Origin of the sequence: Paracoccus litorisediminis (assembly GCF_009711205.1) — a bacterium.
GTDB lineage: Bacteria > Pseudomonadota > Alphaproteobacteria > Rhodobacterales > Rhodobacteraceae > Paracoccus > Paracoccus litorisediminis.
Window position 1 is genome coordinate 668,628 of sequence record NZ_WMIG01000001.1, and the last position, 26,429, is coordinate 695,056.

General features: G+C 63.8%; 24 protein-coding genes, 4 tRNA genes and 1 pseudogene. 8 read left to right on the forward strand and 21 right to left on the reverse strand.

Features of this window, described 5'->3' with window-relative positions; translation table 11 throughout:
• Positions 1-18 precede the first annotated feature (18 nt).
• Positions 19-1,344 (forward strand): glutamate--tRNA ligase, encoded by a 1,326-nt coding sequence (gltX, locus tag GL300_RS03405; RefSeq protein WP_155038149.1) that lies wholly within the window; start codon positions 19-21, stop codon positions 1,342-1,344.
• Between the two features lie 292 nt (positions 1,345-1,636).
• A tRNA-Met gene (locus tag GL300_RS03410) sits at positions 1,637-1,713 on the forward strand.
• Positions 1,714-1,852: 139 nt separating this feature from the next.
• On the opposite strand, the gene GL300_RS03415 is transcribed toward GL300_RS03410, so the two are convergent.
• From GL300_RS03415 to rpmH, 10 genes are all read right to left on the reverse strand, one after another.
• Positions 1,853-2,371 carry a SixA phosphatase family protein gene (locus GL300_RS03415; protein WP_155038150.1) on the reverse strand — a complete coding sequence of 173 codons (519 nt, stop codon included), beginning with the start codon at positions 2,369-2,371 and terminating at the stop codon, positions 1,853-1,855.
• A 90-nt stretch (positions 2,372-2,461) separates the two neighbouring features.
• Positions 2,462-3,361 carry an acetylglutamate kinase gene (argB, locus tag GL300_RS03420; protein WP_155038555.1) on the reverse strand — a complete coding sequence of 300 codons (900 nt, stop codon included), beginning with the start codon at positions 3,359-3,361 and terminating at the stop codon, positions 2,462-2,464.
• Between the two features lie 101 nt (positions 3,362-3,462).
• On the reverse strand, positions 3,463-4,113 hold the full coding sequence (gene yihA / locus GL300_RS03425; RefSeq protein ID WP_155038151.1) for a ribosome biogenesis GTP-binding protein YihA/YsxC: 651 nt from the start codon (positions 4,111-4,113) through the stop codon (positions 3,463-3,465).
• Positions 4,110-4,874 carry an MOSC domain-containing protein gene (locus GL300_RS03430; RefSeq protein ID WP_155038152.1) on the reverse strand — a complete coding sequence of 255 codons (765 nt, stop codon included), beginning with the start codon at positions 4,872-4,874 and terminating at the stop codon, positions 4,110-4,112. Before GL300_RS03430 ends, yihA begins: the two co-directional genes overlap by 4 nt.
• The gene (gene yidC / locus GL300_RS03435; protein WP_155038153.1) at positions 4,871-6,760 is read right to left on the reverse strand and encodes a membrane protein insertase YidC; all 1,890 of its coding nucleotides are present in this window, start codon (positions 6,758-6,760) and stop codon (positions 4,871-4,873) included. Before yidC ends, GL300_RS03430 begins: the two co-directional genes overlap by 4 nt.
• 269 nt (positions 6,761-7,029) lie before the next feature.
• Complete coding sequence (locus tag GL300_RS03440; RefSeq protein WP_170297591.1) at positions 7,030-8,316, reverse strand: EAL domain-containing protein; 1,287 nt, start codon at positions 8,314-8,316, stop codon at positions 7,030-7,032.
• Between the two features lie 58 nt (positions 8,317-8,374).
• On the reverse strand, positions 8,375-9,274 hold the full coding sequence (gene ttcA, locus GL300_RS03445; protein WP_155038155.1) for a tRNA 2-thiocytidine(32) synthetase TtcA: 900 nt from the start codon (positions 9,272-9,274) through the stop codon (positions 8,375-8,377).
• Positions 9,275-9,334: 60 nt separating this feature from the next.
• A complete protein-coding gene (gene yidD / locus GL300_RS03450) occupies positions 9,335-9,571 on the reverse strand; it encodes a membrane protein insertion efficiency factor YidD (RefSeq protein ID WP_155038156.1) in 237 nt (78 codons plus the stop codon).
• Positions 9,568-10,020: a ribonuclease P protein component gene (gene rnpA / locus GL300_RS03455; RefSeq protein WP_155038157.1), complete on the reverse strand. Its 453-nt coding sequence runs from the start codon at positions 10,018-10,020 to the stop codon at positions 9,568-9,570. Before rnpA ends, yidD begins: the two co-directional genes overlap by 4 nt.
• Before the next feature lie 31 nt (positions 10,021-10,051).
• A complete protein-coding gene (gene rpmH, locus GL300_RS03460; RefSeq protein ID WP_017998233.1) occupies positions 10,052-10,189 on the reverse strand; it encodes a 50S ribosomal protein L34 in 138 nt (45 codons plus the stop codon).
• Between the two features lie 242 nt (positions 10,190-10,431).
• Here rpmH and GL300_RS03465 point away from each other — a divergent pair, with 242 nt between their 5' ends.
• The 3 genes from GL300_RS03465 to GL300_RS03475 all read left to right on the forward strand — a co-directional run bounded on the left by GL300_RS03465 (position 10,432) and on the right by GL300_RS03475 (position 12,251).
• Positions 10,432-11,862, forward strand: coding sequence for a sensor histidine kinase (locus tag GL300_RS03465; RefSeq protein WP_155038158.1), 1,431 nt, complete (start codon positions 10,432-10,434; stop codon positions 11,860-11,862).
• Positions 11,863-11,964: 102 nt separating this feature from the next.
• A tRNA-Arg gene (locus tag GL300_RS03470) sits at positions 11,965-12,041 on the forward strand.
• Positions 12,042-12,174: 133 nt separating this feature from the next.
• Positions 12,175-12,251 (forward strand) — tRNA-Arg (locus tag GL300_RS03475).
• Between the two features lie 76 nt (positions 12,252-12,327).
• Here GL300_RS03475 and ptsP read toward each other — a convergent pair.
• The 6 genes from ptsP to pdxH form a co-directional block, all read right to left on the reverse strand.
• Positions 12,328-14,571, reverse strand: a complete 2,244-nt coding sequence (gene ptsP / locus GL300_RS03480) for a phosphoenolpyruvate--protein phosphotransferase (RefSeq protein WP_192335513.1) — start codon at positions 14,569-14,571, stop codon at positions 12,328-12,330.
• Between the two features lie 30 nt (positions 14,572-14,601).
• A complete protein-coding gene (locus tag GL300_RS03485) occupies positions 14,602-15,858 on the reverse strand; it encodes an aspartate kinase (RefSeq protein ID WP_155038159.1) in 1,257 nt (418 codons plus the stop codon).
• 140 nt (positions 15,859-15,998) lie between these two features.
• Positions 15,999-16,075: transfer RNA gene (locus GL300_RS03490), tRNA-Pro, on the reverse strand.
• 61 nt (positions 16,076-16,136) lie between these two features.
• Positions 16,137-16,601, reverse strand: a complete 465-nt coding sequence (locus GL300_RS03495; protein ID WP_246195066.1) for a DUF192 domain-containing protein — start codon at positions 16,599-16,601, stop codon at positions 16,137-16,139.
• A gap of 26 nt (positions 16,602-16,627) precedes the next feature.
• Positions 16,628-17,221: a cold-shock protein gene (locus GL300_RS03500; protein ID WP_155038161.1), complete on the reverse strand. Its 594-nt coding sequence runs from the start codon at positions 17,219-17,221 to the stop codon at positions 16,628-16,630.
• Between the two features lie 135 nt (positions 17,222-17,356).
• Positions 17,357-18,019, reverse strand: coding sequence for a pyridoxamine 5'-phosphate oxidase (gene pdxH / locus GL300_RS03505; protein ID WP_155038162.1), 663 nt, complete (start codon positions 18,017-18,019; stop codon positions 17,357-17,359).
• A gap of 72 nt (positions 18,020-18,091) precedes the next feature.
• Between pdxH and fabI the strand changes: the two genes are divergently transcribed.
• The 3 genes from fabI to gpt are packed head-to-tail and all read left to right on the forward strand — an operon-like array spanning position 18,092 to position 20,045.
• On the forward strand, positions 18,092-18,919 hold the full coding sequence (gene fabI / locus GL300_RS03510) for an enoyl-ACP reductase FabI (protein ID WP_281353094.1): 828 nt from the start codon (positions 18,092-18,094) through the stop codon (positions 18,917-18,919).
• Between the two features lie 9 nt (positions 18,920-18,928).
• The gene (locus tag GL300_RS03515; protein ID WP_155038163.1) at positions 18,929-19,531 is read left to right on the forward strand and encodes a LysE family translocator; all 603 of its coding nucleotides are present in this window, start codon (positions 18,929-18,931) and stop codon (positions 19,529-19,531) included.
• Between the two features lie 13 nt (positions 19,532-19,544).
• On the forward strand, positions 19,545-20,045 hold the full coding sequence (gene gpt / locus GL300_RS03520) for a xanthine phosphoribosyltransferase (protein WP_155038164.1): 501 nt from the start codon (positions 19,545-19,547) through the stop codon (positions 20,043-20,045).
• A 324-nt stretch (positions 20,046-20,369) separates the two neighbouring features.
• Here the strand turns inward: gpt and GL300_RS26585 are convergent, their stop codons facing one another.
• From GL300_RS26585 to GL300_RS03540, 5 genes and pseudogenes are all read right to left on the reverse strand, one after another.
• Positions 20,370-20,897, reverse strand: a complete 528-nt coding sequence (locus tag GL300_RS26585) for an alkaline phosphatase family protein (protein WP_343042902.1) — start codon at positions 20,895-20,897, stop codon at positions 20,370-20,372.
• Positions 20,898-22,001, reverse strand: a pseudogene (locus tag GL300_RS26590) (sulfatase-like hydrolase/transferase); the annotation flags it as partial. It abuts the gene before it with no gap.
• Positions 22,002-22,255: 254 nt separating this feature from the next.
• Positions 22,256-22,900: an SDR family NAD(P)-dependent oxidoreductase gene (locus GL300_RS03530; RefSeq protein WP_155038165.1), complete on the reverse strand. Its 645-nt coding sequence runs from the start codon at positions 22,898-22,900 to the stop codon at positions 22,256-22,258.
• Between the two features lie 4 nt (positions 22,901-22,904).
• A complete protein-coding gene (gene trpE / locus GL300_RS03535) occupies positions 22,905-24,407 on the reverse strand; it encodes an anthranilate synthase component I (RefSeq protein ID WP_155038166.1) in 1,503 nt (500 codons plus the stop codon).
• Positions 24,407-26,338 carry a peptidylprolyl isomerase gene (locus tag GL300_RS03540; RefSeq protein WP_155038167.1) on the reverse strand — a complete coding sequence of 644 codons (1,932 nt, stop codon included), beginning with the start codon at positions 26,336-26,338 and terminating at the stop codon, positions 24,407-24,409. Before GL300_RS03540 ends, trpE begins: the two co-directional genes overlap by 1 nt.
• Positions 26,339-26,429: the final 91 nt, after the last annotated feature.

Consider the following 26,429-nt stretch of genomic DNA (forward strand, 5'->3'; position numbering starts at 1 on the left):
CCGACAGGAGACCCCTCGATGACCATCACACGTTTCGCTCCCTCCCCCACCGGCCACATCCATGTCGGCAACCTCCGCACCGCGCTGATGAACTACCTGATCGCGCGCAAGTCGGGCGGTACCTTCATCCTGCGGCTTGACGATACCGACCGCGAGCGGTCGAAGCAGGAATATGCCGACGGCATCCAGCGCGATCTGGAATGGCTGGGGCTGACCTGGGACCGGATCGAACGCCAGTCCGACCGCCTTGACCGCTATGCCGAGGCCGCCGACGGGCTGCGCCAGTCCGGCCGCCTTTACGAGGTCTTCGAGACCCCGGTCGAGCTGGATCTGAAGCGCAAGAAGCAGCTGAACATGGGCAAGCCGCCGGTCTATGACCGCGCCGGGCTGAAGCTGACGGCTGATGAGATCGCCAAGCTGCGTGCCGAGGGCCGTGACGGCTACTGGCGCTTCATGCTGGATCAGGAACGCATCGAATGGCCCGACGGTATTCTGGGCGATATCTCTATCGACGCGGCTTCCGTGTCGGACCCGGTGCTGATCCGCGCCGACGGTCAGGTGCTGTATACGTTCGCGTCTTCGGTCGATGACGCTGACATGGGCGTGACCCATATCGTGCGCGGCGCCGACCACGTGACGAACACCGCGACCCAGATCCAGATCATCCGCGCGCTGGGGGCGACCCCTCCGGCCTTCGCCCATCACAGCCTGCTGACCGGCGCGCAGGGCGAGGAGCTGTCCAAGCGCCTTGGCGTTCTGGCGATCAAGGACCTGCGCGAAGCTGGCGTCTCGCCCGAGGCGCTGCTGTCGTTGATGGCGCGTCTGGGTTCGTCCCAGCCGGTCGAGCTGCGCATGGATCTGGACAGTCTGGCCAATGGCTTCGAGCTGTCGCAATTCGGCGCCTCGCCGACCAAGTTCGATGCCGAGGACCTGTGGCCGCTGACCCGCGAGGCGAACCAGGCCCGTCCCTTCGACGTGGTCAAGGACCGCATCGCGGCGCTTGGCGTCCCTGCCGATCAGGCCGAGCGTTTCTGGCGCGTGGCGTCCCAGAACATCACCAAGCTGGATGATCTGGCAGGCTGGTGGGAGATCTTCTCGAAAGGGGCCGAACCCCAGATCGATCCCGAGGATGCCGATTTCATCGCACAAGCGATGACGCTGCTGCCGCCGCCGCCCTATACCGACACCAGCTGGAGCGAGTTCACCAGCGCCGTGAAAGAGGCCACCGGCCGCAAGGGCAAGGGCCTGTTCATGCCGCTGCGCAAGGCGCTGACCGGGCAGGCGCATGGCCCGGACATGTCCGACGTGATGCCGCTTCTGCAAGTCGTCCGCGCCCGCGGCTGAAGCTCTTGTAGGGTGCGCTTAAGCGCACCCTACGCAACGCCCTGCCCCATTGCCGGTATACGCCCGGTGTATAGTCAGCGTACGCGCGCTGCACGCAGATCACAGCGCGAATCCCAGCGAATGCTGGCCAAAATCCATCCCGCCCCTTTGTTGATTCCGCACGCAAAGCACGCCCCTGTCGCGCGCCTCATGGCTATCCACAGCCTATCCACAGGGAAAATTGCTTGCGTGAAAAAAGTCGCGAAAATGCCCTTGACCCTCCCCGCCACTCGCCGTAGTTAGCCCGCACCGCGGCGGAGTAGCTCAGCTGGTTAGAGCAGAGGAATCATAATCCTTGTGTCGGGGGTTCAAATCCCTCCTCCGCTACCATTTCCCTTCATCGGGAAACCGCGAAATGGCCGGACCTTCGGGTCCGGCCATTTGCTTTTCCAGCCCCCCAAAACAGCCGCAATGAAAAAGGCCGCGATCTCTCGCGGCCGTCTTGGTTTTCCTGCTTGAGTCGGGGCCGTCAGACCCGACCGTCCATTCGCACGAAATCCAGCACGCTGCCCTCTCCCGGCTGCAGGTCGCCCCATTTGTCGATCTGGAAATCGACCACCAGCGTCGCCGCCGTGGGATAGCGGCGGAACTCGGGATCAACCGGAGCCCGCGCCGGCAGCAGCGCAGCGAATTCGGCAATGCCCGGATTATGGCCCAGCATCATCACCGTAGGCTCGGTCGCGCCGCGCAGGATCTCCAGCATCTTATCGGCCGAGGCCTGATACAGCGTCGGTTCAAGCCGCAGATGGGGGCGCACCTCAAGTGGCGCCACGGCCACCCGCTCCCATGTCTCGCGGGTGCGGGCCGAGGTCGAGCAGATGACCTCCTCGGGCTCATAGCCGCGACTCGCCAGCCAATCCCCCAGCGCACGCGCCGAGCGCCGCCCGCGGTCATTCAGCGGGCGGTCGTGGTCCGGCTGTTCCGGATCGTCCCAAGAGGATTTGGCGTGGCGGGTGAGGATCAGCCGACAGTGTCCGAGTGGGGTCATGCGCGTGCCTTTGCCGCCAATGGAGTCAGTGAACGCAAACCTGCCACAGCTTTCGCCGGGCGGGCAAGGGACTCGTTTGTCGCAGTCGGCTTACAGCCCGCTTCCGCCTTGCCGCAAACCGCGCGGTTTGACCCGCGGTTCGGTCGAACGGATCAGCGAACCGGCACCATGTTCGGTGAAAAGTTCCAGCAGGCTGGCATTCGGAACGCGCCCGTCAAGGATGACCACGGCGCGCACGCCTTCCTCGACCGCCTTCAGCGCAGTTTCGGTCTTGGGGATCATACCGCCAGCGATGGTGCCGTCAGCGATCATGCCGCGCACCTGCTCGGGGGTCATCTGGGTCACGACCTCTCCGCTCGCGTCCTTGACGCCCGAGACATCGGTCAGCAGCAGCAGGCGGTCGGCCTTCAGCGCCCCGGCGATCGCACCAGCGGCAGTGTCGCCATTGACGTTGAAGGTCTCATTGTCCTCCATCCCCGTCGCCACCGGAGCGATGACCGGGATCAGGCCGGCGCTGTACAGGTCACGGATGATCTGGACGTTCATCTCGACCGGGCGACCGACAAAGCCCAGTTCGGGGTCGTCCGCCTCGCAGACCATCAGGTCGTCATCCTTGCCGGAAATGCCGACAGCGCGGCCGCCCGCATCGTTGATCGCCTGCACGATGCGCTTGTTCACAAGGCCCGACAGCACCATCTCGACCACCTCGACGGTCTCGCGGGTGGTGACGCGCTTGCCGCGCACGAAGCGGCTTTCGATGCCCAGCTTGTTCAGCAGTTCATTGATCATCGGGCCGCCGCCATGGACCACGACCGGGTGAATGCCCACCTGCCGCATCAGCACGATATCGCGGGCGAATTCGGCCATGGCCTCATCGTCGCCCATCGCGTTGCCGCCGAATTTCACGACGACGACCGCGCCCGAATATCGCTGCATATAGGGCAGCGCTTCCGAGAGTGTGCGGGCGGTGGCGATCCAATCACGGTTCATGTTCTGCTTTCTCATCAGGGGCCCCTGTTCGTCGGGCGAGAGACTAAGTCCAAGCCCCGCCAAGGTCCAGACCGGCAGGCCTTGGCCTGCCGAGGCCGGGCTTATTCCAGACCGGCGATGATCGCGCGCAAGGTCGCAATGCCATGGCCTTTTTCCGAACTGGTGATGACCAGTTCCGGATAGGCGGCGGGGTGCTTTTGCAGCGCCTCCTCGACCTGAACGACGACGGCCTCAAGTTCCTGACGGCTGATCTTGTCGGTCTTGGTCAGGACGACCTGAAACGGTACGGCCGCGCGGTCCAGAAGACGCATGATCTCGTGGTCGACATCCTTCACGCCATGGCGCGAATCGATCAAGGCAAAGGCGCGACGCAGGGTCGGGCGGCCAGACAGATATTTCTTCAGCAGCGCCTGCCACTTGGCGACAACAGGCACCGGGGCCTTGGCGAAACCATAGCCCGGAAGGTCGACCAGATAGGCCTGTTCGCCCAGGGTGAAATAGTTCACCTCTTGGGTACGGCCCGGCGTGTTCGAGGCACGCGCCAGGTGATTTCGCCCGGTCAGCGCATTGATCAGGCTGGACTTGCCCACGTTCGAGCGTCCGGCAAAGCAGACCTCGGGACGGTCGGCGGGCGGCAGGCCGTCCATGGCGACGACGCCCTTGAGGAAATCGACAGGCCCCGCAAACAACTTCCGCGCAGCTTCGGCGGTGTCGAAATCGGGTTCGGGGGCAATGGGAAAGGAAACCTTCATGGGCGGATCTCGTCATTAAGGGCGATCTCGCCGCCCGTGACCACCTCGGCATAGATGCCGAACTGGTGGTGGCCGAATTGCTCGGTCAGCGCTGCGGGCATGTCGCAATCGAGACGGCCGGTTTCAGTATTGGCGCTGGTCGCGGCACAGCGGCCGATGGCCTCGGTCACGCGCAGTTCGACATCGCCGATGGTCAAAATCTGGCCGATCATGTCCTGTTCGGCATAAGCCTCCCAGCCATCGACCCACAGGTTCGCACGCCAGCGCTCGATGCCCAGCGGCTGGCCAAGACGCGTTTCCAAATCACGCAGGCTCGACAGCGACAGGATCGAAACCCATGGCTGGTTCACATCGGTCCAGCCGGTCGGACCGCGCACCAGCCGCGTGGCGGCAGGCTTGTCGGCGGGCCAAAGCGGCGCAACCCAGTCCAGCAGGCGCGCACCCTCGGTTTCTGGGTCGAAGCTCAGGTCGGGCAGTTCGGGATGGCTCAGGCGGATTGACCCTTCGGGCACGCCCTCACCCCAGCCCCCCGAAACGGCTTGCAGCGTGGCCGAGGCCACGCCGCGCAGGAAGCAGGATTTCGGCAGCCAGCGTTCGGGCTGCGGCCCGTCCCCGGCATGGCGTTCACCCGCCTCGGTCAGCATGGCCCAGACACGGTCGCCCGGCAGCCGGTGCGCCGCCCGAAGCGACGCAGCCGTCATGTCCTCGCCCCCGAGCGACTTGATCGGGTAGCGACGGATCCGGGCGATATGTCCGGTCATTTTCCGCCTTTCTTGTCATCGGCCTTGGGCCGCGTCGGCAGGGCAGACTTGATATTGCCGAAGAAGTCCGGGCGGTGGCCGTGCATCGACATGATCGTGTACTGCTGCGCGATGGTGATCAGGTTGTTGGTGATCCAGTACAGCACCAGACCCGAGGCGAAGCCGCCCAGCATGAACATGAAGATCCACGGCATCCAGGCAAAGATCATCTTCTGCGCCGGATCGGCGGGAGCCGGGTTCAGTTTCTGCTGCATCCACATCGAGATGCCCAGGATGATCGCCAGCACCGGCAGGGTGAAGCTGTGCAGGAAGCTGCCCTGACCCGGAGCTGCCCAGGGCAGCATGCCGAACAGGTTCCACAGGCTCGACGGATCGGGCGCGGAAAGGTCATGGATCCAGCCGACCCACGGCGCGTGACGCAGCTCGATCGTGACGAAGATCACCTTGTAGAGCGAGAAGAAGATCGGGATCTGCAGCAGCACCGGAAGGCAGCCCGCGGCGGGGTTCACCTTCTCACGCTTGTACAGTTCCATGACCTCTTTCTGGTACTTCATCCGGTCTTCGCCGGTACGCTCCTTGATCGCCTCCATCTGCGGCTGCAATTCCTTCATCTTGGCCATCGAGATGTAGGATTTGCGCGCCAGCGGGAAGACCAGCAGCTTCAGGATGAAGGTCAGGCCGATGATCGACCAGCCCATGTTGCCGATGAAGCCATGCAGCCAATGCAGCAGGCGGAAGATCGGCTTGGTCAGGAAGTAGAACCAGCCCCAGTCGATCGAGTCGACGAAACGGTCGATGCCGGGAGCTTCTTGATAGCCGTTGATGGTTTCCCAAACCTTGGCGCCAGCGAACAGATAGCTCGCGCTGGTGCCGGTCGCGCCGGGGGCGACGGTCTGCACCGGCATCCGGGTTTCGGTCTGGAAGATGTCGGCGCCGGGGGCGTATTTCACCACGGCGGTGAACGAGCTGCCCGGCGCGGGGGCCAGCGTCGTCATCCAGTATTTGTCGGTAAAGCCGATCCAGCCGTTTTCCTTGACCTCGATCAGCTCGGCCGGGCCTTCGCCAGCGGCGGCGTCAAGCTCGGTGATGTTCTTGTATTTCTTTTCCAGCAGCTTGCCGTCGGTCATGCCGACAGCGCCTTCGTGCAGGACGTAGTAGTTCTGCGTGTCGGGTTTGCCGTGGCGGGCAAGGATGCCATAGGGCGCGGCTGCGAAGGGGGCCTGACCCTGGTTTTCCAGCGACTGGCTGATGGTGAACAGGAACTTGTCGTCCAGCTCATAGGTGCGGCGGAAGATCTGGCCGGCACCGTTGTCCCAGCGCAGGGTCACCGGCTTGCCGGGGGCCAGCACATCGCCAGACTCAACGCTCCAGACCGTCGCCGGCCCGGGGACCAACGCCGGGTCGGTGCCCGCGGCAGGCATCCAGCCATAGACGGCGTAATAGGGCTTCTGCACCGTCACCGCAGCAGCGCCGCCGGGCGCGACGGGCGAGCCTTCGGCTTTCAGCCCGGCCTGCGCCGTCGGCGACAGCAGGCGGACATTGGGGGAATTCGGGTCCAGCGTCTCGTGGTAGCCGGTCAGCTCAAGATCGTCGATGCGGCCACCGGCCAGCGAGATCGTGCCTTTCAGCGAGGGCGATTCGATGCCGACGCGGGCGGCAGCCTGCGACGGATCGGCGCTGGCACCAGCAAGGGCGGGGGCCGTGCCGGTCTGGCCAGCTGCGGGTGCAGCCGCGGTGCCGGGCGCGACCTGTCCGTCAACCGCCTGAGTCTGCGCAGTTTCCTGCACCGGCGGAGCGGGCTCCGGGGCGAAGAAGATCGACCAGACGAGAATGACGAGGGCGGAAAGCACCATCGCCAATATGAGGTTGCGGTTGTTGTCTTCCATTCCGGACCAGCCCTTCGTCGTCTATGACCCAATGGGTTCGGGCCGCTTCAACAGAACCGACCACCAAAGGTCAAGGGAATTTGCCCGGTGCCGCGCCGTGGCAGGACGCTTCCCGGTCATTCCGCCGCACCGGCCCGGCGCATGCGAGGCCGGGTTTTGCCCCCGTTCCCCCAAGATTGCAAGAAGAACAGGGGCGCGGGGACCCGCCCCGCGCCCATTTCCCCGTGATCGAGACCTGACAACCGATGAACAAGGGGAGAGTTTCGATCCTAGCGGCCACGCCCCAGCGGAAGGGCCCGCGGCAATGAGTGGCGATGGCTCAGCAGAAAGGGCTCGATCGCGTCCGCTTCCATGGCGGGAGCGACGGCGCTGCCCTGCACCGCGCTGAAGCCGATCTGCGACAGGAAGGCGCGTTCGTCCAGCACCGCGACCTCATCGGCAAGAACCTCAAGCCGCAGGTTCTCGGCCAATGCCAGAATGGCGAGGATCATGCGCTGCTGATCGCCCCGGTGGTGGCAACCGTCGACAAAGGCCCTGCCGATCCGAACCCGTTTGACGCCGAAGCCGCGCAGGTCGGCCAGACCCGCGCTGCCGGTGCCGAAATCGCCGACCGCCATGCGGCAACCGCCAGCCGCCAGCCGTTGCAGGTTGTCTTTCGCCGCCTGCCCCTTGGCCCCGGTGCCGATCGGCTCGCAAAAGACGATCTCGATGCGGTCCGGAGACAGATCCTGACGGTCCAGTTCCCACAGGATCGACTCGGCCAAGGCCGGATCGCTCAGGGCGCGCTCGGGCAGGCGCAAGGACAGGAAGGGAATGTCGTGACCATCGCGATCCCAGCCGCACAGGGCCGAAAGCGCCTGCCGCAGCGTGGCCAGCACCAGTGCGCTGCAACCTTCATCGTTCAAGCTTGGCGCGATCTGGTCCAGCGGTGTCGGGGGCAGGTCGCCCTCAATTCGCCAGCCTTCAACGTCCAGCGCGATCAGCCGACCGGTATCGCAGCAAATCTGCGGCTGAAAGCGTGGCTCTATATGCGGCGTCGCCTCAATCGACGAAATCATGGGCCGGAATGGCTGGTCGGGCAAATAGGACAGGATGCGGATGGTTTCGATCGGCCCGCCCTGCCCCGCCGAAGCCAAGGCCGCGCGTCCGAAATCGATCATCCGCGCCGGATCGCTTGCCATGTCGCCGCGCACGATCACACCTTCGGCCCGGATGGCGACAGGCATCTCGCCCAGATCGACGCTATCGGCACAGATCCGGCCCAGCAGGGCCACCCGCTGCGGCAGAGTCGCATCCGCCCGTGTCGACAGCAGGCCTGAAATCTCGGTCTGACCGGGTCGTCGCGCCTGCGGGTTCAGCCCCAGTTCGATCGTCAGGCGCAGCATCACGTGATCAAGCATCCGCTCAAACAGCGCGGGACCAAGGCGGCGGCGCAAGGCCTCGCCCTCGACCAGCCGCAACACCAGAACAGACCTGCTTGCGCCCGTCATCAGCGCGATGGGCAGCCGCATCGCCTGCCGGAGCCGCTCAACCGCCGTGCCAATTCCCAAAACCATAGCGCACCGAATCATGTTTCATGACCCGAAGCCTAGGTGGGGGAATCTTTTCGTTCGGTTAAAGTTCCCGCAGCTGCGGCACATCCTCAGCCGATTTTTCGTTAAAATCCGATGCATTCGGAATCAACGAGGTGAAATCGAACAGCTTGGGATCAGGCAGATGCGAGGGGCGCACATTCATCAATGCGCGGAACATCACATTGCGACGGCCCGGCGCGCGCGTTTCCCATTCGTCCAACAGCTTCTTGACCTGCATGCGCTGCAGGCCCTCTTGGCTGCCGCACAGATCGCAAGGAATCACTGGATAATTCATGGCACGGGCGAAACGCTCGCAATCGGATTCGGCGATGAAGGCCAAGGGACGCAGCACGTTCAGGTCGCCCTCTTCGTTCAACAGCTTCGGCGGCATCGAGGCCAGCCGCCCACCATGGAACAGGTTCATGAAGAAGGTCTCAAGAATATCGTCGCGGTGGTGGCCCAGCACGACGGCCGAGCAGCCCTCCTCGCGCGCGATGCGATACAGGTTCCCCCGGCGCAGGCGCGAACACAGGCTGCAATAGGTGCGGCCTTCAGGGACCTTTTCCTTCACGATGGAATAGGTGTCCTGATATTCGATCCGATGCGCGACCTCACGATCGGTCAGGAATTCCGGCAGCACGGTGGCGGGGAAACCCGGCTGGCCCTGATCCAGATTGCAGGCCAGCAACTCGACCGGCAGCAGACCGCGCCATTTCAGCTCATGCAGGACCGCCAGCAACGTGTAGCTGTCCTTGCCGCCCGACAGGCAGACCAGCCAACGATCGCCGGGGCGGATCATGTCATAGGTCTCGATGGCAGAGCGGGTCTCGCGGACCAGACGTTTCCTCAGTTTCCGGAACTCGGTCGAGGTCGGCGCGCCGCGAAACAGCGGGTGGATGTCCTGATCGAAGGAATCGTCGGTGTCGAGTTCGTCCCGCATCGGTCCTGTCCTGGTCTTGGCGCTGTCGCGCAGGTTCATATCACGGATGACGCGCGGGCGTCAGTCCTGCGGCTCGGAACCCGGCACGGGATCGTAGCCATGCCCGCCCCAGGGATGGCAGCGGCAGATGCGCCGGGCCGTCAGCCAGCCGCCCTTCAGCCCGCCATGTCGCTCCAGCGCCTCAAGAGCATAGGCAGAGCAGGTCGGCTGGAAGCGGCAGCCATGACCAACCCAGGGGCTGGCGATCAGGCGATAGGCATGGACGGGAAGTGCGACGATGCGGGCAAGCGGGCTCATGCCCGGCCCCGGCTTTCGCCGTGGACGCGTGACAGCGCCTGCTCCAGATCGCGCTTCAATTCGGCAAAATCGCGCTCGATCGTGGCGCCGGGACGCCCGACCAGCACATAGTCCCAGCCGGGCCGGGCCTGCAGGGGCAGGATCTCATGCGCAAGCGCCCGCAGCCGGCGTTTGGCGCGGTTACGGGCAACGGCATTGCCGATCTTCTTTGAGCAGGTATAGCCGATCCGGACGACGCCCTCGGCCTCGCCCTCGGCCCGACGACGGGCCTGCAGCAGAAAGCCGGGCATGCCCTGACGCCTTGCCTGCGCCGCGCGCAGGAAATCAGCCCGCTTGCGCAGGATCTCCGGCTTGACGGGATTGCCCCCGGAAATGCCGGAAGCCGCCCTGTCCGGTTGCCCTTGCGGAACATTCCGGTCAGCGGCGGCGACTTCGGCTGCACACGTCATGAGACTTAGCCCTACGCCTTTCGGCGAGGACTTACGCGCTCAGCGACTTGCGGCCCTTGGCGCGGCGGGCGTTCAGCACGCGACGGCCACCTTTGGTCGCCATGCGGGCACGGAAGCCGTGACGACGGGCGCGAACCAGGTTCGACGGCTGGTAGGTGCGTTTCGACATCTTGTAACTCCGGGTCAGGGCGGGTCAGGGTATGGGCACAAAGCCCACGCAAGACGCGCCGGTCTATTCGAGGCCCGCTGCATAGTCGGACCCCGAGCCTGAGTCAACCACATTGCCGATTATTTGCCGCGATGCAGCTTCACGGGGAACTCGCGCCCGGTCACGGATGTTTGATCGGGTGCGGTGCAACCTGATACTGCGCCGCCTACGCCACGGATTAGGGTGGAATACAAAAGGCTAACATGACCCTGAATACCCTTTCCGGGCGATTCGCACTTTTGACAGGGATCTTCGTGCTTCTGGCCGAAGTGCTGATCCTGCTGCCAGCGATTGCGAACTATCGCCTGGATTTTCTGGAATCGCGCCTGGAACGGGCGCAGATTGCCAGCCTCGCGCTGTTGGCGACCGATGAGTCGCTGGCCTCGGACCTCGAATCCGAGCTGCTTAGCAATGCCGGCGTGTTCAACGTCGTCCTTCGCCGCAACGAGGTACGGCAGCTGGTGCTGTCCTCGCCCATTCCGGGACCGATTGCGGCGACCTATGACCTGCGTGCGCAGCCGTTCTGGACCTCGGCCAAGAATGCCATGCAGCAGCTTCTGGACCCCGAGAATCGCGTCATCCGCGTCATCGGAGAGCCGGTCAATCAGGCCGGCCAGTTGATCGAGATCACCACCGACACCAAGCAGCTGCGCACCGAGATGATCGATTACGGGCTGCGGCTGCTGGCGATTTCGGCGGCTTTCTCGATTCTGACGGCACTTTTGCTGAACGTCGCAGCGCAGCGCATGCTGCTGGTGCCGATCCGGCGCGTCATCAACCACATGACCGCCTACGCCAATGCCCCCGAGGATGCGCGCTCGATCATCACCCCCACCGCGCGTCTGGCCGAGCTGAACGAGGCCGAGGCCGCGCTGGCCGCCATGCAGCACACCGTCACCTCGGCGCTGAAGCAAAAGGCGCGGCTGGCGCAGCTGGGACAGGCGGTGGCGCGGATCAGCCACGACCTGCGCAATATCCTGACCACGGCACAGATCTTTGCCGACCGGCTGGAAACCAGCGAAGACCCCGCCGTCCGTCGTGCCGCGCCCAAGCTGGTCAATTCGATCAGCCGCGCGGTGAATCTGTGCGAAACAACTCTGGCCTTCGGCAAGGCCGAGGAACCCGCGCCGTCGCTGTCGCGCTTCAACCTGTCGGCACTGGTAGCGGAGGTGACCGAGGCCGAGGCGCTGGCCGCCGAGACGGCGGATGATGCCCCGGCCATCGAATTCCTGACCGACATTCCCGCCGGGCTGACGATTCGCGCCGACCGTGAGCAATTGTTCCGCGTGCTGTCGAACCTTGTCCGCAACGGGCGGCAGGCGATCGAGGCCACCCGCAAGCCCGGCACCATCGAGATCGGCGCGGGCGAGGATGAGCAGGAATGGTTCATCCGCATCGGCGATACCGGACCGGGCCTGCCGCAAAAGGCGCGCGACTACCTGTTCCAGCCCTTCTCGGGCGGCTCACGCAAGGGTGGCACCGGGCTGGGACTGGCCATTGCCTCGGATCTGGTGCGCAACCACGGCGGCAGGCTGGAGCTGCTGCGCAGCGACGAGGACGGCACGCAATTCTGCCTGCACCTGCCCCGCGATCTGGCGGGCATCGCGCTGCGCGAGGAGGCGGCCGTGGAATAGGGCGCGAACCGGCCGGGGGAATTATTTCAGCCCCTCGGACAAGAAAGGTGATTTTTAGCCTTGCGCCCCCCGGCCGCTGTCTCTAAATCACCGCCTCACAGCGGACCCGTAGCTCAGCTGGATAGAGCACCAGACTACGAATCTGGGGGTCGGGCGTTCGAATCGCTCCGGGTCCGCCATGTCACTTCCTTCGCAGGAGCGGCAGTTTTCCCATCAGGGAATGACTACCAAACCGCGCGAAGACAGGTGGTGAAAAGTTCAGATTGTGCCTTGCACCTGCAGGCCGGTCATTCTAGATCACCGCCATATTGCGGACCCGTAGCTCAGCTGGATAGAGCACCAGACTACGAATCTGGGGGTCGGGCGTTCGAATCGCTCCGGGTCCGCCACCTTCCCTCACGACCAATGCAAAAAGCCGCCCCCTCGGGCGGCTTTTGCTTGTTCTGGTATCAGACCGTCAAAGGCTCAGGATTGCCGGGCCAGCCAGTCGGTGACCGGGCGACGCAGGTTGGTTTCGCCAATGTCGCGGGCATCGTCGATCACGCGCTTCAGTTCATTCAGGTCCACGCGCCGGATCAGGTGCTTGACCGGCCCGATCGAAGCCGGACGCATCGACAGGCGGCGGAAACCCAAGGCGGCAAAGGTCACCGCCTCGATCGGGCGACCCGCATCCTCACCGCAGAAGGACACCGGCACGCGCGCGTCAGAGCAGCGTTGCAGGATCTGTTCCAGCAGCGCGATGAACGAGGTGTTGAGCGAATCGTAACGACGGCGGACGCGCTCATTCTCGCGGTCGGCGGCAAAGAAGAACTGCTTCAGATCATTGCCGCCCACCGAGATGAAATCGCACATCTCGAAGAACTTCTTCGGCGCGAAGGCCAGCGAGGGCGTCTCCAGCATCGCGCCCACCCGCAGATCGGTCGGCACGTCGTGACCCAGCCGCTGCTCGCGCGCGAATTGCTCCATCAGCAGACGGTGGGCTTCCTCGAATTCGTACATCTCGGTGATGAAGGGGAACATCACATGCAACGGACGCCCGACCGAGGCGCGGATCAGCGCCTGCAACTGCATCCGTAGCACGCCGCGCTTGTCCAGCCCCACCCGGATCGCACGCCAGCCCATGGCGGGGTTGGGCTCGTCCTGCGGCTTCATATAGGGCAGCACCTTGTCCGAGCCGATATCCAGCGTGCGGAACATCACCGGCTTGTTCTGGGCGTTCTCAAGCACCTTGGCATACAGCGCTGCCAGTTCGCCCCGGCGCGGGACGCGGGTGCGGGCCAGAAACTGCAGCTCGGTCCGGAACAGCCCCACCCCTTCCGCGCCCGAGCTTTCAAGGCTGGGCAGATCGGCCATCAGCCCTGCATTCATATAAAGCTGAATCGTGGTGCCACAGGTGGCGGTGGCGGGCAGGTCGCGCAGGCCCGCATAGCGCTTCTGCGCCTCGGCCTGCATCGCCATCTTGTCGCGGAAGGCATTGGCGACGGTTTCCTCGGGGCGCAGATGGACGATGCCCATATCGCCATCGACAAGGATCGGATCGCCGTTCAGCGCCTCAGAGGTGATACGCTCGGCATGGATGACCAGCGGGATCGCCAAGGCCCGCGCCACCACCGTGGCATGGCTGCCGACCGAGCCCTCCTCCAGCACCACGCCGCGCAGCTTGCGGCCGTAATCCAGCAGGTCGGCAGGGCCGATATTGCGGGCGACCAGAATCGGGTTGTCGGGCATCTCGGCCCCGGTATCGCCGCCCTGCCCGGTCAGGATGCGCAGCAGGCGGTTCGACAGGTCGTCCAGATCATGCAGCCGGTCGCGCAGATAGGGGTCTGCGGCGCTTTCCAGCCGCGCACGGGCCTGACTCTGTTCCTTTTCGACCGCAGCCTCGGCAGAAAGGCCAAGGTCGATCGCTTCCTCCATGCGGCGCAGCCAGCTGCGGGAATGGGCGAACAGGCGATAGGTCTCCATCACCTCGGCGCTGTCGCCCGAGCCCATGTCGGTCGCGGCCAGCATCGTGTCCACGGTCACGCGCAGCATGGCGACGGCCTCGTTCAGCCGGGCCTTTTCCTTCAGCGGGTCTTCTCCGACCGGATTCGTGACCACGACGCGGGGTTCGTGCAGCCAGACGCGGCCCTCGGCCACGCCTTCTTGCGCGATGCCGCCGCGAAGCATGATCGGAAAGCGGTGCTGGGCGGGCATGCCATCGGTCGAACCAAGAAACGCGCCCAGCTCGACCATCTCGGCCAGCACCATGGCGACGACCTCAAGCCCGTAGACCTCATCGTCGCTGAAGCGGCGCACATCGCGGGACTGGACGACCAGCACGCCCAGCTTTTCGCCGACACGCTGGATGGGAACGCCAAGAAAGCTGGAATAGACCTCTTCGCCGGTCTCGGGCATGAAACGGAAGCCGGGCTCTGACGGCGCGTCGGCGGTATTCACATAGCGCCCGGAACGGGCAACGCGACCGACCAGACCCTCGCCCAGACGTAGCCGGGTCTTGTGGACGGCGGCTGATTTCAGCCCCTCGGTCGCGCAAAGTTCAAGTGTTTCGGGGTCGCGGAACAGATAGATCGAACAGACCTGCGTCCCCATCGAATCGGCGATGTGATGGGTGATGCGGTCAAGCCGGTCTTGCCCGCCTCCGGGGGCTGCCAAGATCTCGCGCAGCCGCAAAAGCAGCTTGCGCGAGTCGCTGTCCTTGCGGTCGGGCACGGATCCTCCGATCACGGCCCGGTCGCTCACTCAGGCCTGTTCAAGTTCGAAGGCATCATGCAGCGCCTGCACCGCAAGTTCCATATATTTGCGGTCGATCAGCACCGAAATCTTGATCTCGCTGGTGGAGATGACCTTGATGTTGATGTTCTCATCAGCCAGCGCCTTGAACATATGCGCGGCGACGCCGGCATGGCTGCGCATGCCGATGCCCACGACCGAAACCTTGGCGACTTCGGTGTCGACGACCAGATCGTCATAGGCGATCTGACCGGCGGCCTTGGCCTCTTCCATCGCCTTCTTGGCGCGGGCGACCTGATTGACCGGGCACGAGAAGGTCATGTCGGTCACGTTGCCGGGGTGATCGTCGTAATCTTTTTCCGAGATGTTCTGGACGATCATGTCCACGTTCACGCCCGCTTCGGCCAGAGGCGCGAAAATCGCGGCCGAGATGCCCGGCTTGTCCTCGACGGTGACCAGGGTGATCTTGGCTTCTTCGCGGGAATAGGCGACGCCGTTGACGACTTTCGATTCCATGATTTCATCCTCATCGCAGACCAGGGTGCCGGATTTCTCATCCGTGTCCTCAAAGGACGACAGCACACGCAGGCGGACCTTGTAGCGCATCGCCAGCTCGACCGAGCGGGTCTGTAGGACCTTGGCGCCCAGGCTGGCCAGTTCCAGCATCTCCTCGAAGGCAATCTTGTCAAGCTTGCGCGCCTTGGAGGTGATGCGCGGATCGGTGGTATAGACCCCGTCCACATCGGTATAGATGTCGCAGCGTTCGGCATCGAAGGCAGCGGCAAAGGCCACGGCGGTGGTATCCGAACCACCCCGGCCCAGCGTGGTGATACGGCCCTCGGGCGACAGCCCCTGGAAGCCCGCGACCACGGCGACGCGCATGCCTTCGGCGAATTTCGTGTCGATATTCTTGCGCGGAATGTCGACGAAGCGCGCCGAGGAATGCTGCGCGGTGGTGTTGATCGGCACCTGCCAGCCCTGCCAGCTGCGCGCCGGCACGTCCATTTCCTGAAGCGTCAGCGCCATCAGGCCCGCGGTCACGTTCTCGCCCGAGGCGACGACCGCGTCATATTCGCGTGCGTCGAACAGGGGTGAGGTCGCCTCGACCCAGCCCACGAGTTCATTCGTCTTGCCCGACATGGCACTGACGATGACAATGACGTCATATCCGCGTTCGACTTCGCGTTTGACCTTCTGAGCAGCATTCTTGATGCGCTCAAGGTCGGCCACCGAAGTGCCGCCGAATTTCATCACCAGAAGCGGCATCCCTTGCCCCCCAGCAGCCACATATTTCGGGGCGTTCTAGGGGGGGCACGGCGAAAGGGCAAGGGAGGAAAGGACGTGGGATCATTTGCCGGCAGCCTTTTCGGGCCAATGCGGCAAACATCGCTGAACTATGGGAAAACTGGTCGGGGCGAGAGGATTCGAACCTCCGGCCTACGGTACCCAAAACCGTCGCGCTACCAGGCTGCGCTACGCCCCGAACCGAGGCTTGTCTAGCCGCTGCCGCGGGAAGGGGAAAGAGGAAATCGCAGTCGCCGCGCTTAGTTGCAGCGCGCGAGGGCGGTTTTCTGCGGCAGCGCGGGATGGGCCAGCACCATACCCGGCCGGATACCCAGTCGCGCGGCCTCTCCGCCCGCGACTTCCAGCACCATCAGACGGGCAGGAGCAGGGTCGCCCACCTGCGCACCGGGAATCGAAGTCTCATCCAGCGGGCGGGCATTGGGATGCACGTGACGCACGGCACCGCGCGAATCGATAAAGATCATGTCCAGCGGAATCAGCGTGTTGCGCATCCAGAAGCTGACCGATTGCGGTTGTTCATAGATGAACAGCATGCCCGCATCTGGGGCCAGTTCGCGGCGGAACATCAGCCCCTGCGCGCGTTCGTCGGGATCGTCCGCGATCTCGACCGTGACCGAGACCGGCGCGGCCCCGCCCAGAAAGATCGCCTTGTCGGTGCTACAGACCGGGGCCGCGGCAAGCGCCGCCACCGGTGAGGTCATCATCACGAGAACAGCTGCGACCAGCCAATTCATACCGCGCCCGCAACCAGCCGCATTTTAGCGAGCGCGGCCGCTCCCCCCAACATTGGCCCCTTGGCCTCCTGCGCTGCACGCTCCCATGACATGACCTGCGCGGCCATCAGCCCCCGCCGGCCATCGACGACGCGCAGCGCGATCGCCTCGCCCACCGCCAGATCGGAAAAACCGGAATGGCGCAGGACCTCGACATGCAGGAACACGTCGGCCTTTTGTTCAAATATATTGGCAAAGCCAAAGCCCTTGGCCTTGTCGAACCACTTCACCCGCGCCGGCAGCAGCGGCAGGCGCGCGACCTCATCGGGGGTGGCGGCGCAAAGATCGGCAATGGCGGGCATCGGCTCGCTGGCCGGGGCGTCGATCGACAACACCTCGACCGCCTGCACGCCGCGCGCGGTATTCTGGACCATGGCGCGAACACGCGCGCCCTCGGCCACCGAGCTTTGTCCAAAATTACGCAGAACGTTGGAATGCAGCAGGATATCCGATCCGCCGTCAGGATCGGTCAGAAAACCGAAACCCTTCCCGCCATCGAACCATTTGACGACTCCGACTATCTCTCGGAGCTGATCGTCGCCCACACTCATGCGTCCACCCTACTCATGGCCCTGATCTTGCTCAGACGTGTCTTAGGGATCAATTCACAACGCAAAGATGAACGGGTCCCGGACTGCTCAGTCCTGGTCAGGTTTTCCATACCATGTATAAAACATTCCCTCTCATCAAGGGTTAAGACGTGTTACCAACCATAAACTTTGATCTGATACATTAGTGGAACTTCGCAAATCGCTATTATGTTTGGCAAAATCACGGCGAATCCACTGAAATCTGTCGTGTAGACGGAAGGCACCGTCTGCCCAGAATTCGATCTGAACCGGACGAATTCTGTATCCGCCCCAGTGCGGAGGACGTGACGGTCGCAACCCCAGATTGATACCCTGCTTTGCAGCCTCAGCCATTAGGGCCGCTCGACTTTCCAGCGGTCGGCTTTGCTTCGACGCCCAGGCCCCGATCCGCGATTGCAGGGCACGTGAGTCGTAATAGGCATCGGCCAACTCCGGCTCGACCCGACTGACATGGCCGCGCACCCGAATCTGACGGCGCAGGCTTTTCCAGTGCATCACGAAGGACGCGACGCCGGTGGCCTCGATCTGGCTGCCCTTGGCGCTTTCGAAATTGGTATAAAAGACAAAGGCGCCGTTTTCACCCTCGCCCTCGATCTCTTTCAGCAGGACCATGCGCACATCGGGCAGCCCTTGGGCATCGACCGTGGCCAGCGCGATGGCATTGGCGTCATTGGGTTCGGTTTTGCTGGCCTCGGCCAACCAGTCGCGCGCAATGACGAAAGGGTCATCCCCGGCAAAAATTCCCGTGCGATCAGTCATGGTGATACTGCTTGATGCCTCCTTGCAGTTGTCCTAATCCTGCCGAAACGTAGAAGCGCTAGGGGCAGCATCATGTCAAGTGAAGCCGGTATGGGGCTGATGAAAGGCCGTCGCGGCCTCATCATGGGGCTCGCAAACGACAAGTCAATCGCCTGGGGCATCGCCAAGGCGCTGGCCGACCAAGGGGCCGAACTGGCCTTTTCCTATCAGGGCGATGCTCTGAAGAAGCGCGTCGAGCCGCTGGCCGCGCAGCTTGGCTCGGACCTGATCGCGGAATGCGACGTTGGGGATGAATCCTCGATCGACGGGCTGTTCGCCGCCATTGCCGAGCGCTGGGACAGCATCGACTTCATCGTCCATGCGATCGGGTTCTCGGACAAGGAACAGCTGCGCGGGCGCTATGCCGACACGACGCGCGACAACTTCCTGCTGACCATGGACATCTCGGTCTATTCCTTCACCGCCGTGGCGCGCCGCGCGGCCGCGATGATGCCGAATGGCGGCTCGATGGTCACGCTGACCTATTACGGCGCGGAACGCGTCATGCCGCATTACAACGTCATGGGCGTTGCCAAGGCCGCGCTGGAAGCCAGCGTCCGCTATCTGGCCGAAGATCTGGGCAAGGACGGCATCCGCGTGAACGGCATCTCGGCCGGTCCGATCAAGACGCTGGCGGCATCCGGCATTGGCGATTTCCGCTATATCCTGAAATGGAATGAGCTGAACTCGCCCCTGCGCCGCAACGTGACGCAGGACGAGGTCGGCAAGTCGGCCCTGTATCTGCTGTCGGATCTGGGTTCGGGCGTCACCGGCGAAACCCATCACGTCGATGCGGGCTATCATGTCGTCGGCATGAAGGCCGTTGACGCGCCCGACATCGCCACCACCAAGAAGGACTGATCCCCAGCCATGAGCGTCGAGCAGGTCATTGCGCTTGTCTCGGCGCTGTCGCTGGCGATCCTGACGCCGGGCCCGGCGATCATCGCGACGGTGCAGACCGCCTTCGCGCATGGTCGGGCACGCGCCCTGCCCTATGCACTGGGTCTGGCCACGGGCGCATCGCTGTGGTGCATCTTTGCGCTGGCGGGACTGGCGGTGCTGTTCAAGCTGCACCCGCCGCTGTTCATGGCGATGAAGGTCTTTGGCGGAGTTTACCTGCTGTGGTTCGCATGGGCGCTATGGCGCGCCTCGACCCAGCCGCTGCCTCAGGCCGCAGGAGGCACCTCCAAGGGCTTCTGGGGCGGGATCGCGCTGAATCTCTCGAACCCCAAACCGGCGCTGTTCTATGCGGCACTGATTCTGTCGGTGTTCCCCGAGCCGATGGCTCCGCAGCGTCAGGCCTTGATTTATGCGATATGTCTTGCCACCGAGCTGTTCTGGTACACGCTTGTTGCAGTTCTGATGTCGACAGCGGGGATGCGGAGGCGCTATTTTGGCGCAAAAATCTGGATCGACCGGGCTGCGGCCATTGCGCTGGCACTGCTGGGCCTGATGTTGATCATCAAGCACTGAAAGGACTGAACGAATGAACGACCGCCTGCCGCATGAGCGTGGCTTCCATATCAGCTGGGACCAGATGCACCGCGATGCGAGGGCCTTGGCATGGCGCCTGGACGGACGCGAATGGCGCGCCATCCTTGCGATCACCCGTGGCGGCCTGGTCCCCGCGATGATCGTCGCCCGCGAGCTGGACGTGCGCACCATCGACACGATCTCGGTCAAATCCTACAAGGCCGTCGGCGCCGAGGCCAAGCAGGGCGAGATCCAAGTCCTGAAAGCCCCCGACCATGAGCTGATGGCCGATGGCGAGGGCATCCTGGTCATCGACGATCTGGTCGATTCCGGCCGCACGCTGGAGCATGTCCGCAAGCTGTATCCCAAGGCGCATTTCGCCACCGTCTATGCCAAGCCGAAAGGCCGCCCGATGGTCCAGACCTATGTGACCGAGGTCAGCCAGGACACCTGGATCTTCTTCCCCTGGGACATGGCGCTGCAATACGTCCAGCCCTATCGCGGAGAAGACTGATCCCCGCAACGCCTGCGCGCTGCACGCAACCACATCGCGATATGTCTGAAAACCCCGGCAATTGCTGGGGTTTTTTGCTGTGACCCACGGACACTGCGCGTAGACGGGCCATACACCGCAATCGTTATACAACACCCCATTGACGACATGCGCGCTTGGCGCAGCGCCGCGCGTTTCATTGCAGATGAGGGTAAGTGTTTCAGCCGATCGGCAGTGAGTGCGGGGAACGATCTCCCGTTGGGCAACGAGGGATTGCCCCGGTGGATTGCTGATCGCTTGCACGCCGTCGACGCGCAGTTTGATCAACCTGTCCTGCTATCTTTATCAATGACCGGCGCGCCCATTGCGGGGCGCGCCGGTTCTCAGATCAATCCGCGCCAGCAGGCAGTTCCACGCCCTTCGACAGATCGAAGGAGGGCGCGACCTGCAGCGGAGCTGCTCGGCCAGCGTCTTCATATGTGCCGCCAGCAAGTCCTGAATCGGCCCCATCAACCACTGTTTGCGCTCGTTGGTGTAGGTGCGGTCGGTCTCCAGATCGAACTCCTCGAAGGGGTCGTAGTGAAGGTTGATCGCCATCGGAAACTTGAGGTTTTCCCAATTCCCGAAAAAGCCTTCCGAGATGGCGAAATGCATCTTCCATTTGCCCAGCCGGACGGCGCGGATGGTGTTGCCTTCGTAATAGATGAAATCATTCCGGTTCGTGTGGTCGGACTTGCCCAGCCACCAGTCCAGATTGTTCACGCCGTCGATTACCTGGTTCTTTTCCTTCATGACGCGGTCCGCCACATCCGGGACGCCAGCCGCCGCCGCGAGGGTGGTGAAGACATCCATATTGGTCTGGATGCCGTTCATCACCCGATCGCCCGGAATATGGTCCGGCCAGCTGACGATGAAGGGCACGCGGTTGCCACCTTCATAGGTGGTCATCTTGCCCCCGCGGAAGGGCGTTCTGCCGCCATTGACGCGGGCACCCACATCGGGGCCGTTGTCGGTGGACCACACGACGATGGTGTTATCCATTTCGCCCATGGCCTCCAGCTTGCCCAGCAACTCACCGACCTGCATGTCATGCTCGATCATGCCCGAGCCGTAGACATCGTCCTCCATCGTCGCATCCAGCGCGAGGTAACGGTTCTTGTCGTTGAGATGCTGGTAAAGATGCATCCGGCTGGGGTTCAGCCAGACGAACCACGGTTTGTTCGCCTCGCCCGCGCGCTTCACGAAATCAAGGCTGGCATTCATGAACTCTTCGTCGACATTCTTCATCCGCTCGATGGTCAGCGGACCGGTATCCTCGATCCGCTGCTTGCCCACGACGCCGAAGCGCGGATCGACCGTCGCGTCATCCGTATCGGTGGCCCAGCTGTGCAGCACGCCCCGCGGGCCGTATTTGGCCTTGAAGGCGGGGTCTTGGGGATAATCCTTCTGCTCGGGGATCTCTTCCGAATTCAGGTGATAGAGGTTGCCGAAGAACTCGTCGAAGCCGTGGACGGTGGGCAGGTGCGAGTTGTTGTCACCCAGATGGTTCTTGCCGAATTAGCCGGTGGCGTAACCCTCGGCCTTCAGGACCTCGGCCAAGGTCGGCGACCCCGCCTTCAGGCCCAAAGGCGAGCCCGGCAAGCCCACCGAGGTCATGCCCGAACGGATGGGATATTGCCCGGTAATCAGTGCCGCGCGGCCCGCGGTGCAGGAAGGCTGGGCATAGTGTTCGATGAACATCAGCCCTTCCTTGGCCAGCTTGTCGATATTCGGCGTCGTGTAGCCTACGACGCCATGGCCATAGGCGCTGACGTTCATCCAGCCGACATCGTCAGGATAGATGATCAGGATGTTTGGCTTATCGGCAGTCGCCTCTTGGGCGATGGCGGAAGAGCCAAACAATGTCTGCGCGGCAAGGGCAGACAAGATGAGTACGGTTTTGGCAGAAAGACGTGGGTAGACGGATGGCAGATGCATTCAGTTCTCTCCCAGGTAAATGTAGTGCCTTGTCGTTAAACTCCTGCGGCGTGCCCCGATCTGCGGGGCAGTCGAAAACCGGACCCATGACAGCAGGGCATCGCCCTGTTTCTGCTTCGGGTTTCAGGTGACCGTTCAGATCAACTAATGTTGAGCAATGAAGAGTTGCGGCGTCAAGTTCCGGCGCGCCGCTTGCGGACGATATGCGTCAAGCAGCCCCTTGGGGCTGGATGTTGCAGGGGCGCGTTCCTTGCCTAGAACGGCAAGGAACGTCCGTCATAATCCAGAAAGCTGCCGGTGCTATGCAGGTCCAGCGCGTCGAAGCGGGCGATAAGGCCCTGCACCGAGGTCTCGACGGTGATTTCGGCGCCTGATCCACCCATATCGGTCTGGACCCAGCCGGGATGGTAAATGCCGACCGCGATGCCTTCATGCCGCAGGTCGGCGGCCAGATTGCGACCAAGGTTCAGCACCGCCGCCTTGGAGGCGCGATAGATGTAGCTGCCGCCGGGCGCGCGGGTATCCGAGCCCATCTGCGATGAGATGATGGCGATCTTGCCACCGGCCTTGCGCAGCGCGGGCAGCAGTGCCTGCACCGTCAGGAACACGCCGGTCACGTTCACGGCGAAGGCGGCGGCCCAATCCTCGGGCGGAAAGCCGCGATCCAGCTTTTGCCCGCGATCCAGATAGACCCCGGCATTGCAGACCAGCAGGTCCAGCGGACGCGCGCCCAATGCCGTGACCAAAGGTGTCAGCCCATCGGGTTGGGCCACGTCGCAGGGAACCAGATCGCCAGTGGCCTTGCGGCTGGTGCCGATGACATCATCACCGCGCGCCGCCATGGCTGCCAGCAGCCCTGCCCCGATCCCTCGGTTTGCGCCGGTGATGATCGTTGTCATCGCGCTACCCGTTCCCGCGCACGAAACGTGCGGCTTCTTCGGCGGCGCGGCGCAGGGCGTTGGATTTGTTCACCGTTTCCATGAACTCGGCCTCGGGGTCGCTGTCATAGACGACGCCGCCACCGGCTTGGATATAAAGCGTGTGATCCTTGACCACACCGGTGCGCAGCGCGATGCACATGTCCATCTCGCCATTCGCGGCGAAGTAACCCACGCCACCGGCATAGACGCCGCGCTTTTCGGGCTCCAGCTCGTCGATGATCTGCATGGCGCGGACCTTCGGCGCGCCCGAGACCGTGCCTGCGGGCATCCCTGCCAGCAGCGCGGACAGGGCATCCTCGCCCTCGCGCAGCTCACCCACCACGTTCGAGACAATATGCATGACGTGGCTGTAGCGCTCGACGATGAATTGCTCGGTCGGTTTCACCGTGCCCATTTTCGCCACCCGACCGACATCGTTGCGGCCAAGATCCAGCAGCATCAGATGCTCGGCCAGTTCCTTCTGGTCGGACAGCAGATCGGCTTCCAGCGCATTGTCTTCCTCGGGCGTGGCACCGCGTTTGCGGGTGCCCGCGATGGGACGCACCGTCACCTCGCCGCCGCGCAGACGCACGAGGATCTCGGGCGAGGCACCGACGATCTGGAAGCCGCCGAAGTTCAGGTAGAACATGAAGGGCGAGGGGTTCGTGCGGCGCAGGCTGCGATACAGCGCAAACGGCGGCAGCGGGAAATCCATCGCCCAGCGTTGCGAGGGCACGACCTGAAAGATGTCGCCCGCGCGGATATAGTCCTTGGCCTTCTCGACTGCGGCCAGATAGGCGGGTTTGCTGAAATTGCTGCGCAATTCGCCGACCTTCAGGTCATGGCCAAGCGCGCGCGGCTCGCTGGGCTGACGGTCAAGCGAGCGCAGCGCCTCCATCAGGCGCTCGGCGGTCTGGGCATAGGCGGCGCGGGCGGGCGTGCCGCCCTGATGCCATGCCGGGGCGCAAAGCAGGACCTCGCCCTTGACGCCGTCCAGCACTGCCACGACCGAGGGGCGCATCATCACCGCATCAGGCAGGCCCAGCGGGTCGGGATTCACATGCGGCAGGCGCTCGACCAGACGGATCATGTCATAGCCGAGATAGCCGAAAAGCCCCGCTGCCCCGGCAGGCACGCCGTCGGGCATGTCGATGCGGGATTCAGTGATCAGGGCGCGCAAGCTGTCCAGCGCCGGGCGGTCATCGGTGGTGAACTCATCCGAATAGCGCGCCGTCCGGTTGATCCGGGCCACGCCGTCGCGGCAGTCCCAGATCAGGTCGGGCTTCATGCCGACAAAGGAATAACGGCCCCGCACCTCGCCGCCGGTCACGCTTTCCAGCATGAAGCTGTTGGGCGCGGCCTCGGCCAGCTTCAGCATCAGGCTGACCGGGGTATCCAGATCGGCGGCCAGACGGATGGTCAGAAGCTGGTTGCGCCCCTCGCTCCAGCCGCGTTCGAAATCGGTAAAGTCGGGAGAGATGTCCATCACTGCATCTGCGTGTTCACCGCGTCGATCGCGGTCTGGTTCACGGTCACGCCGCTTTGCGCCTGAACGGCGCGGGTGAAGTAGTCGAACACGTCCTGACGCATGGAATCGCCCAGACGGTTGGCGATGCTGTCGCGCATCTGCCCAGCCTCGGGGGCATCGGTCGCGGCGGCATGGACCTGATCCAGCGTGACAAGGAAGACGCGATTGTCGGCATCGACGATCTCGGCCTCGCCCGGCTCGGTGATTTCAAAGGCCTTGCTAACGACTTCCTGCGGCACGCCGTTGATGAAGCCGCCACGGGTCAGGCCGGTTTCCGCATGGCCCTTTTCGGGGGCTTGCTGGGGGATGACCGGGGTCGGCGCGGGGGCCGCGCCCACGGCCTGCGCGACCGGGGCGGTCGCCGCCGCCGGAGCAGGATTCGCGGGCTCGATCGCGGCGGCATTGGCCAGCTTGCGTTCCTCGGCCAGCGCCATCAGCTGGCGCATGGTTTCGTTCTGCAGCCAGTCGGCAGCAACGCGGTCCTTCACCTCGGCGAAGGGGATCAGGGCCGGAGGCTCGATCTTGTCCAGACGCAGGGCGAAGATGCCGCCATCCTCGAAGGTATAAAGCTCGGGGAAGTCGGACTGGGTGACCTCGGCGGCGTGCTGGCGGAATTCGGGATAGGCCGCGATGCTGCCCGGATCGTCGCCGGTGCTGGCGGTCCAGTCGATCTGCCCCAGTTGCATGTGGGTTTCCTTGACCAGATCCTCCAGCGTCGCGCCGCCAGCCATCAGGTCGGTAATCGAGGCCGATTGCTCATCGATCTGGCGACGGGCGCGGTCGATCGCGGCCTCAAGGCGCAGATCGCCCTTGGCCTGTTCGAAGGTGACGTCGACCGGCTCAAGAATGGCGTTCATCGAGTACAGCGCCGGGCCCAGATCGCTGCTGACCGGGCCGGCGATGCCGGGCTGGTCCAGCGCAAAGACGGGTGCACCCGCCGGACCCAGATCGGCCTGCGAGACCTCGCCCAGATCCAGATCGGCCAGCGTCAGGCCACGTTCGGCGGCCAGCTGTTCAAAGCTGATCTCATGCTTGTCCAGACGGGCCTTGGCCTCTTCGGCGGCGGCGACGGTCGGAAAGACCAGACGCTCGACCATGCGGCGCTCGGGCTGCTGGTATTCGTCCTTGCGCTGCTCATAAAGGTCGCGCAGGGCCTGATCGTCCACCTCGACGGTCTTTTCGATCATCTCGGGGGTCAGCCAGACATAGGTGATCTTGCGGATCTCGGGATGGGTGAAGCGGTCGGCATTGGCCTTGTGCCATGCTTCCAGCGTCGCATCGTCGGGCGTGGCAATCGGCGCGGCCAGATCGGCGGCGGTCAGTTCCTGCCAGTGGATGTCGCGGGTTTCCAGCAGCCAGCCCAGCGAGCGGTCGGTGACCGGCTGCGGGGCCTTGATCCCGGCCAGCGTCGCCTGTTGCAGGATGACGCGTGCCGCGTCCATGCGCAGGTCATGTTCGAAATCGGCTTCGCGGATACCTTCGCGCTGCAGCGTATCGGCATAGCGGGCGCGGTCGAACTTGCCGTCGATGCCCTTGAAGGCGGCGGCATTGGTGATCTGTTCGGCCACGGCGTGATCGCCGACCGAGATGCCCAGACGGTTCGCCTGATCCTCAAGCGCGGCCGAGACCATCAGCCGCGACAGCGCCATCTGGTCCAGCCCCATGGCCTTGGCCTCGGCAGCGGTCGGCTGCTTGCCGGTACGTGCCGCGAAGTCCTGCATTTCGTTGCGCAAGGCCCGCGCATAGTCCTGCGAGGACACTTCGACCTCGCCCACCGATCCGATATCCGCCGTGCCGCCCGAGAAATTGGTGACGCCGAAGCCTCCAAGCCCCAGGACCAGCATCCCCATCAGCAACCAGACGATGGTCGATTTGCCCTTGCCGCGCATTAGCTGTCCTGCCCGTTTTTTTCGTCCTTGCAGTCTTTAGGGTGCTGCGGGCCCCACGGCAAGTGCCGCGACCCTGACGGACGCGGCAGGC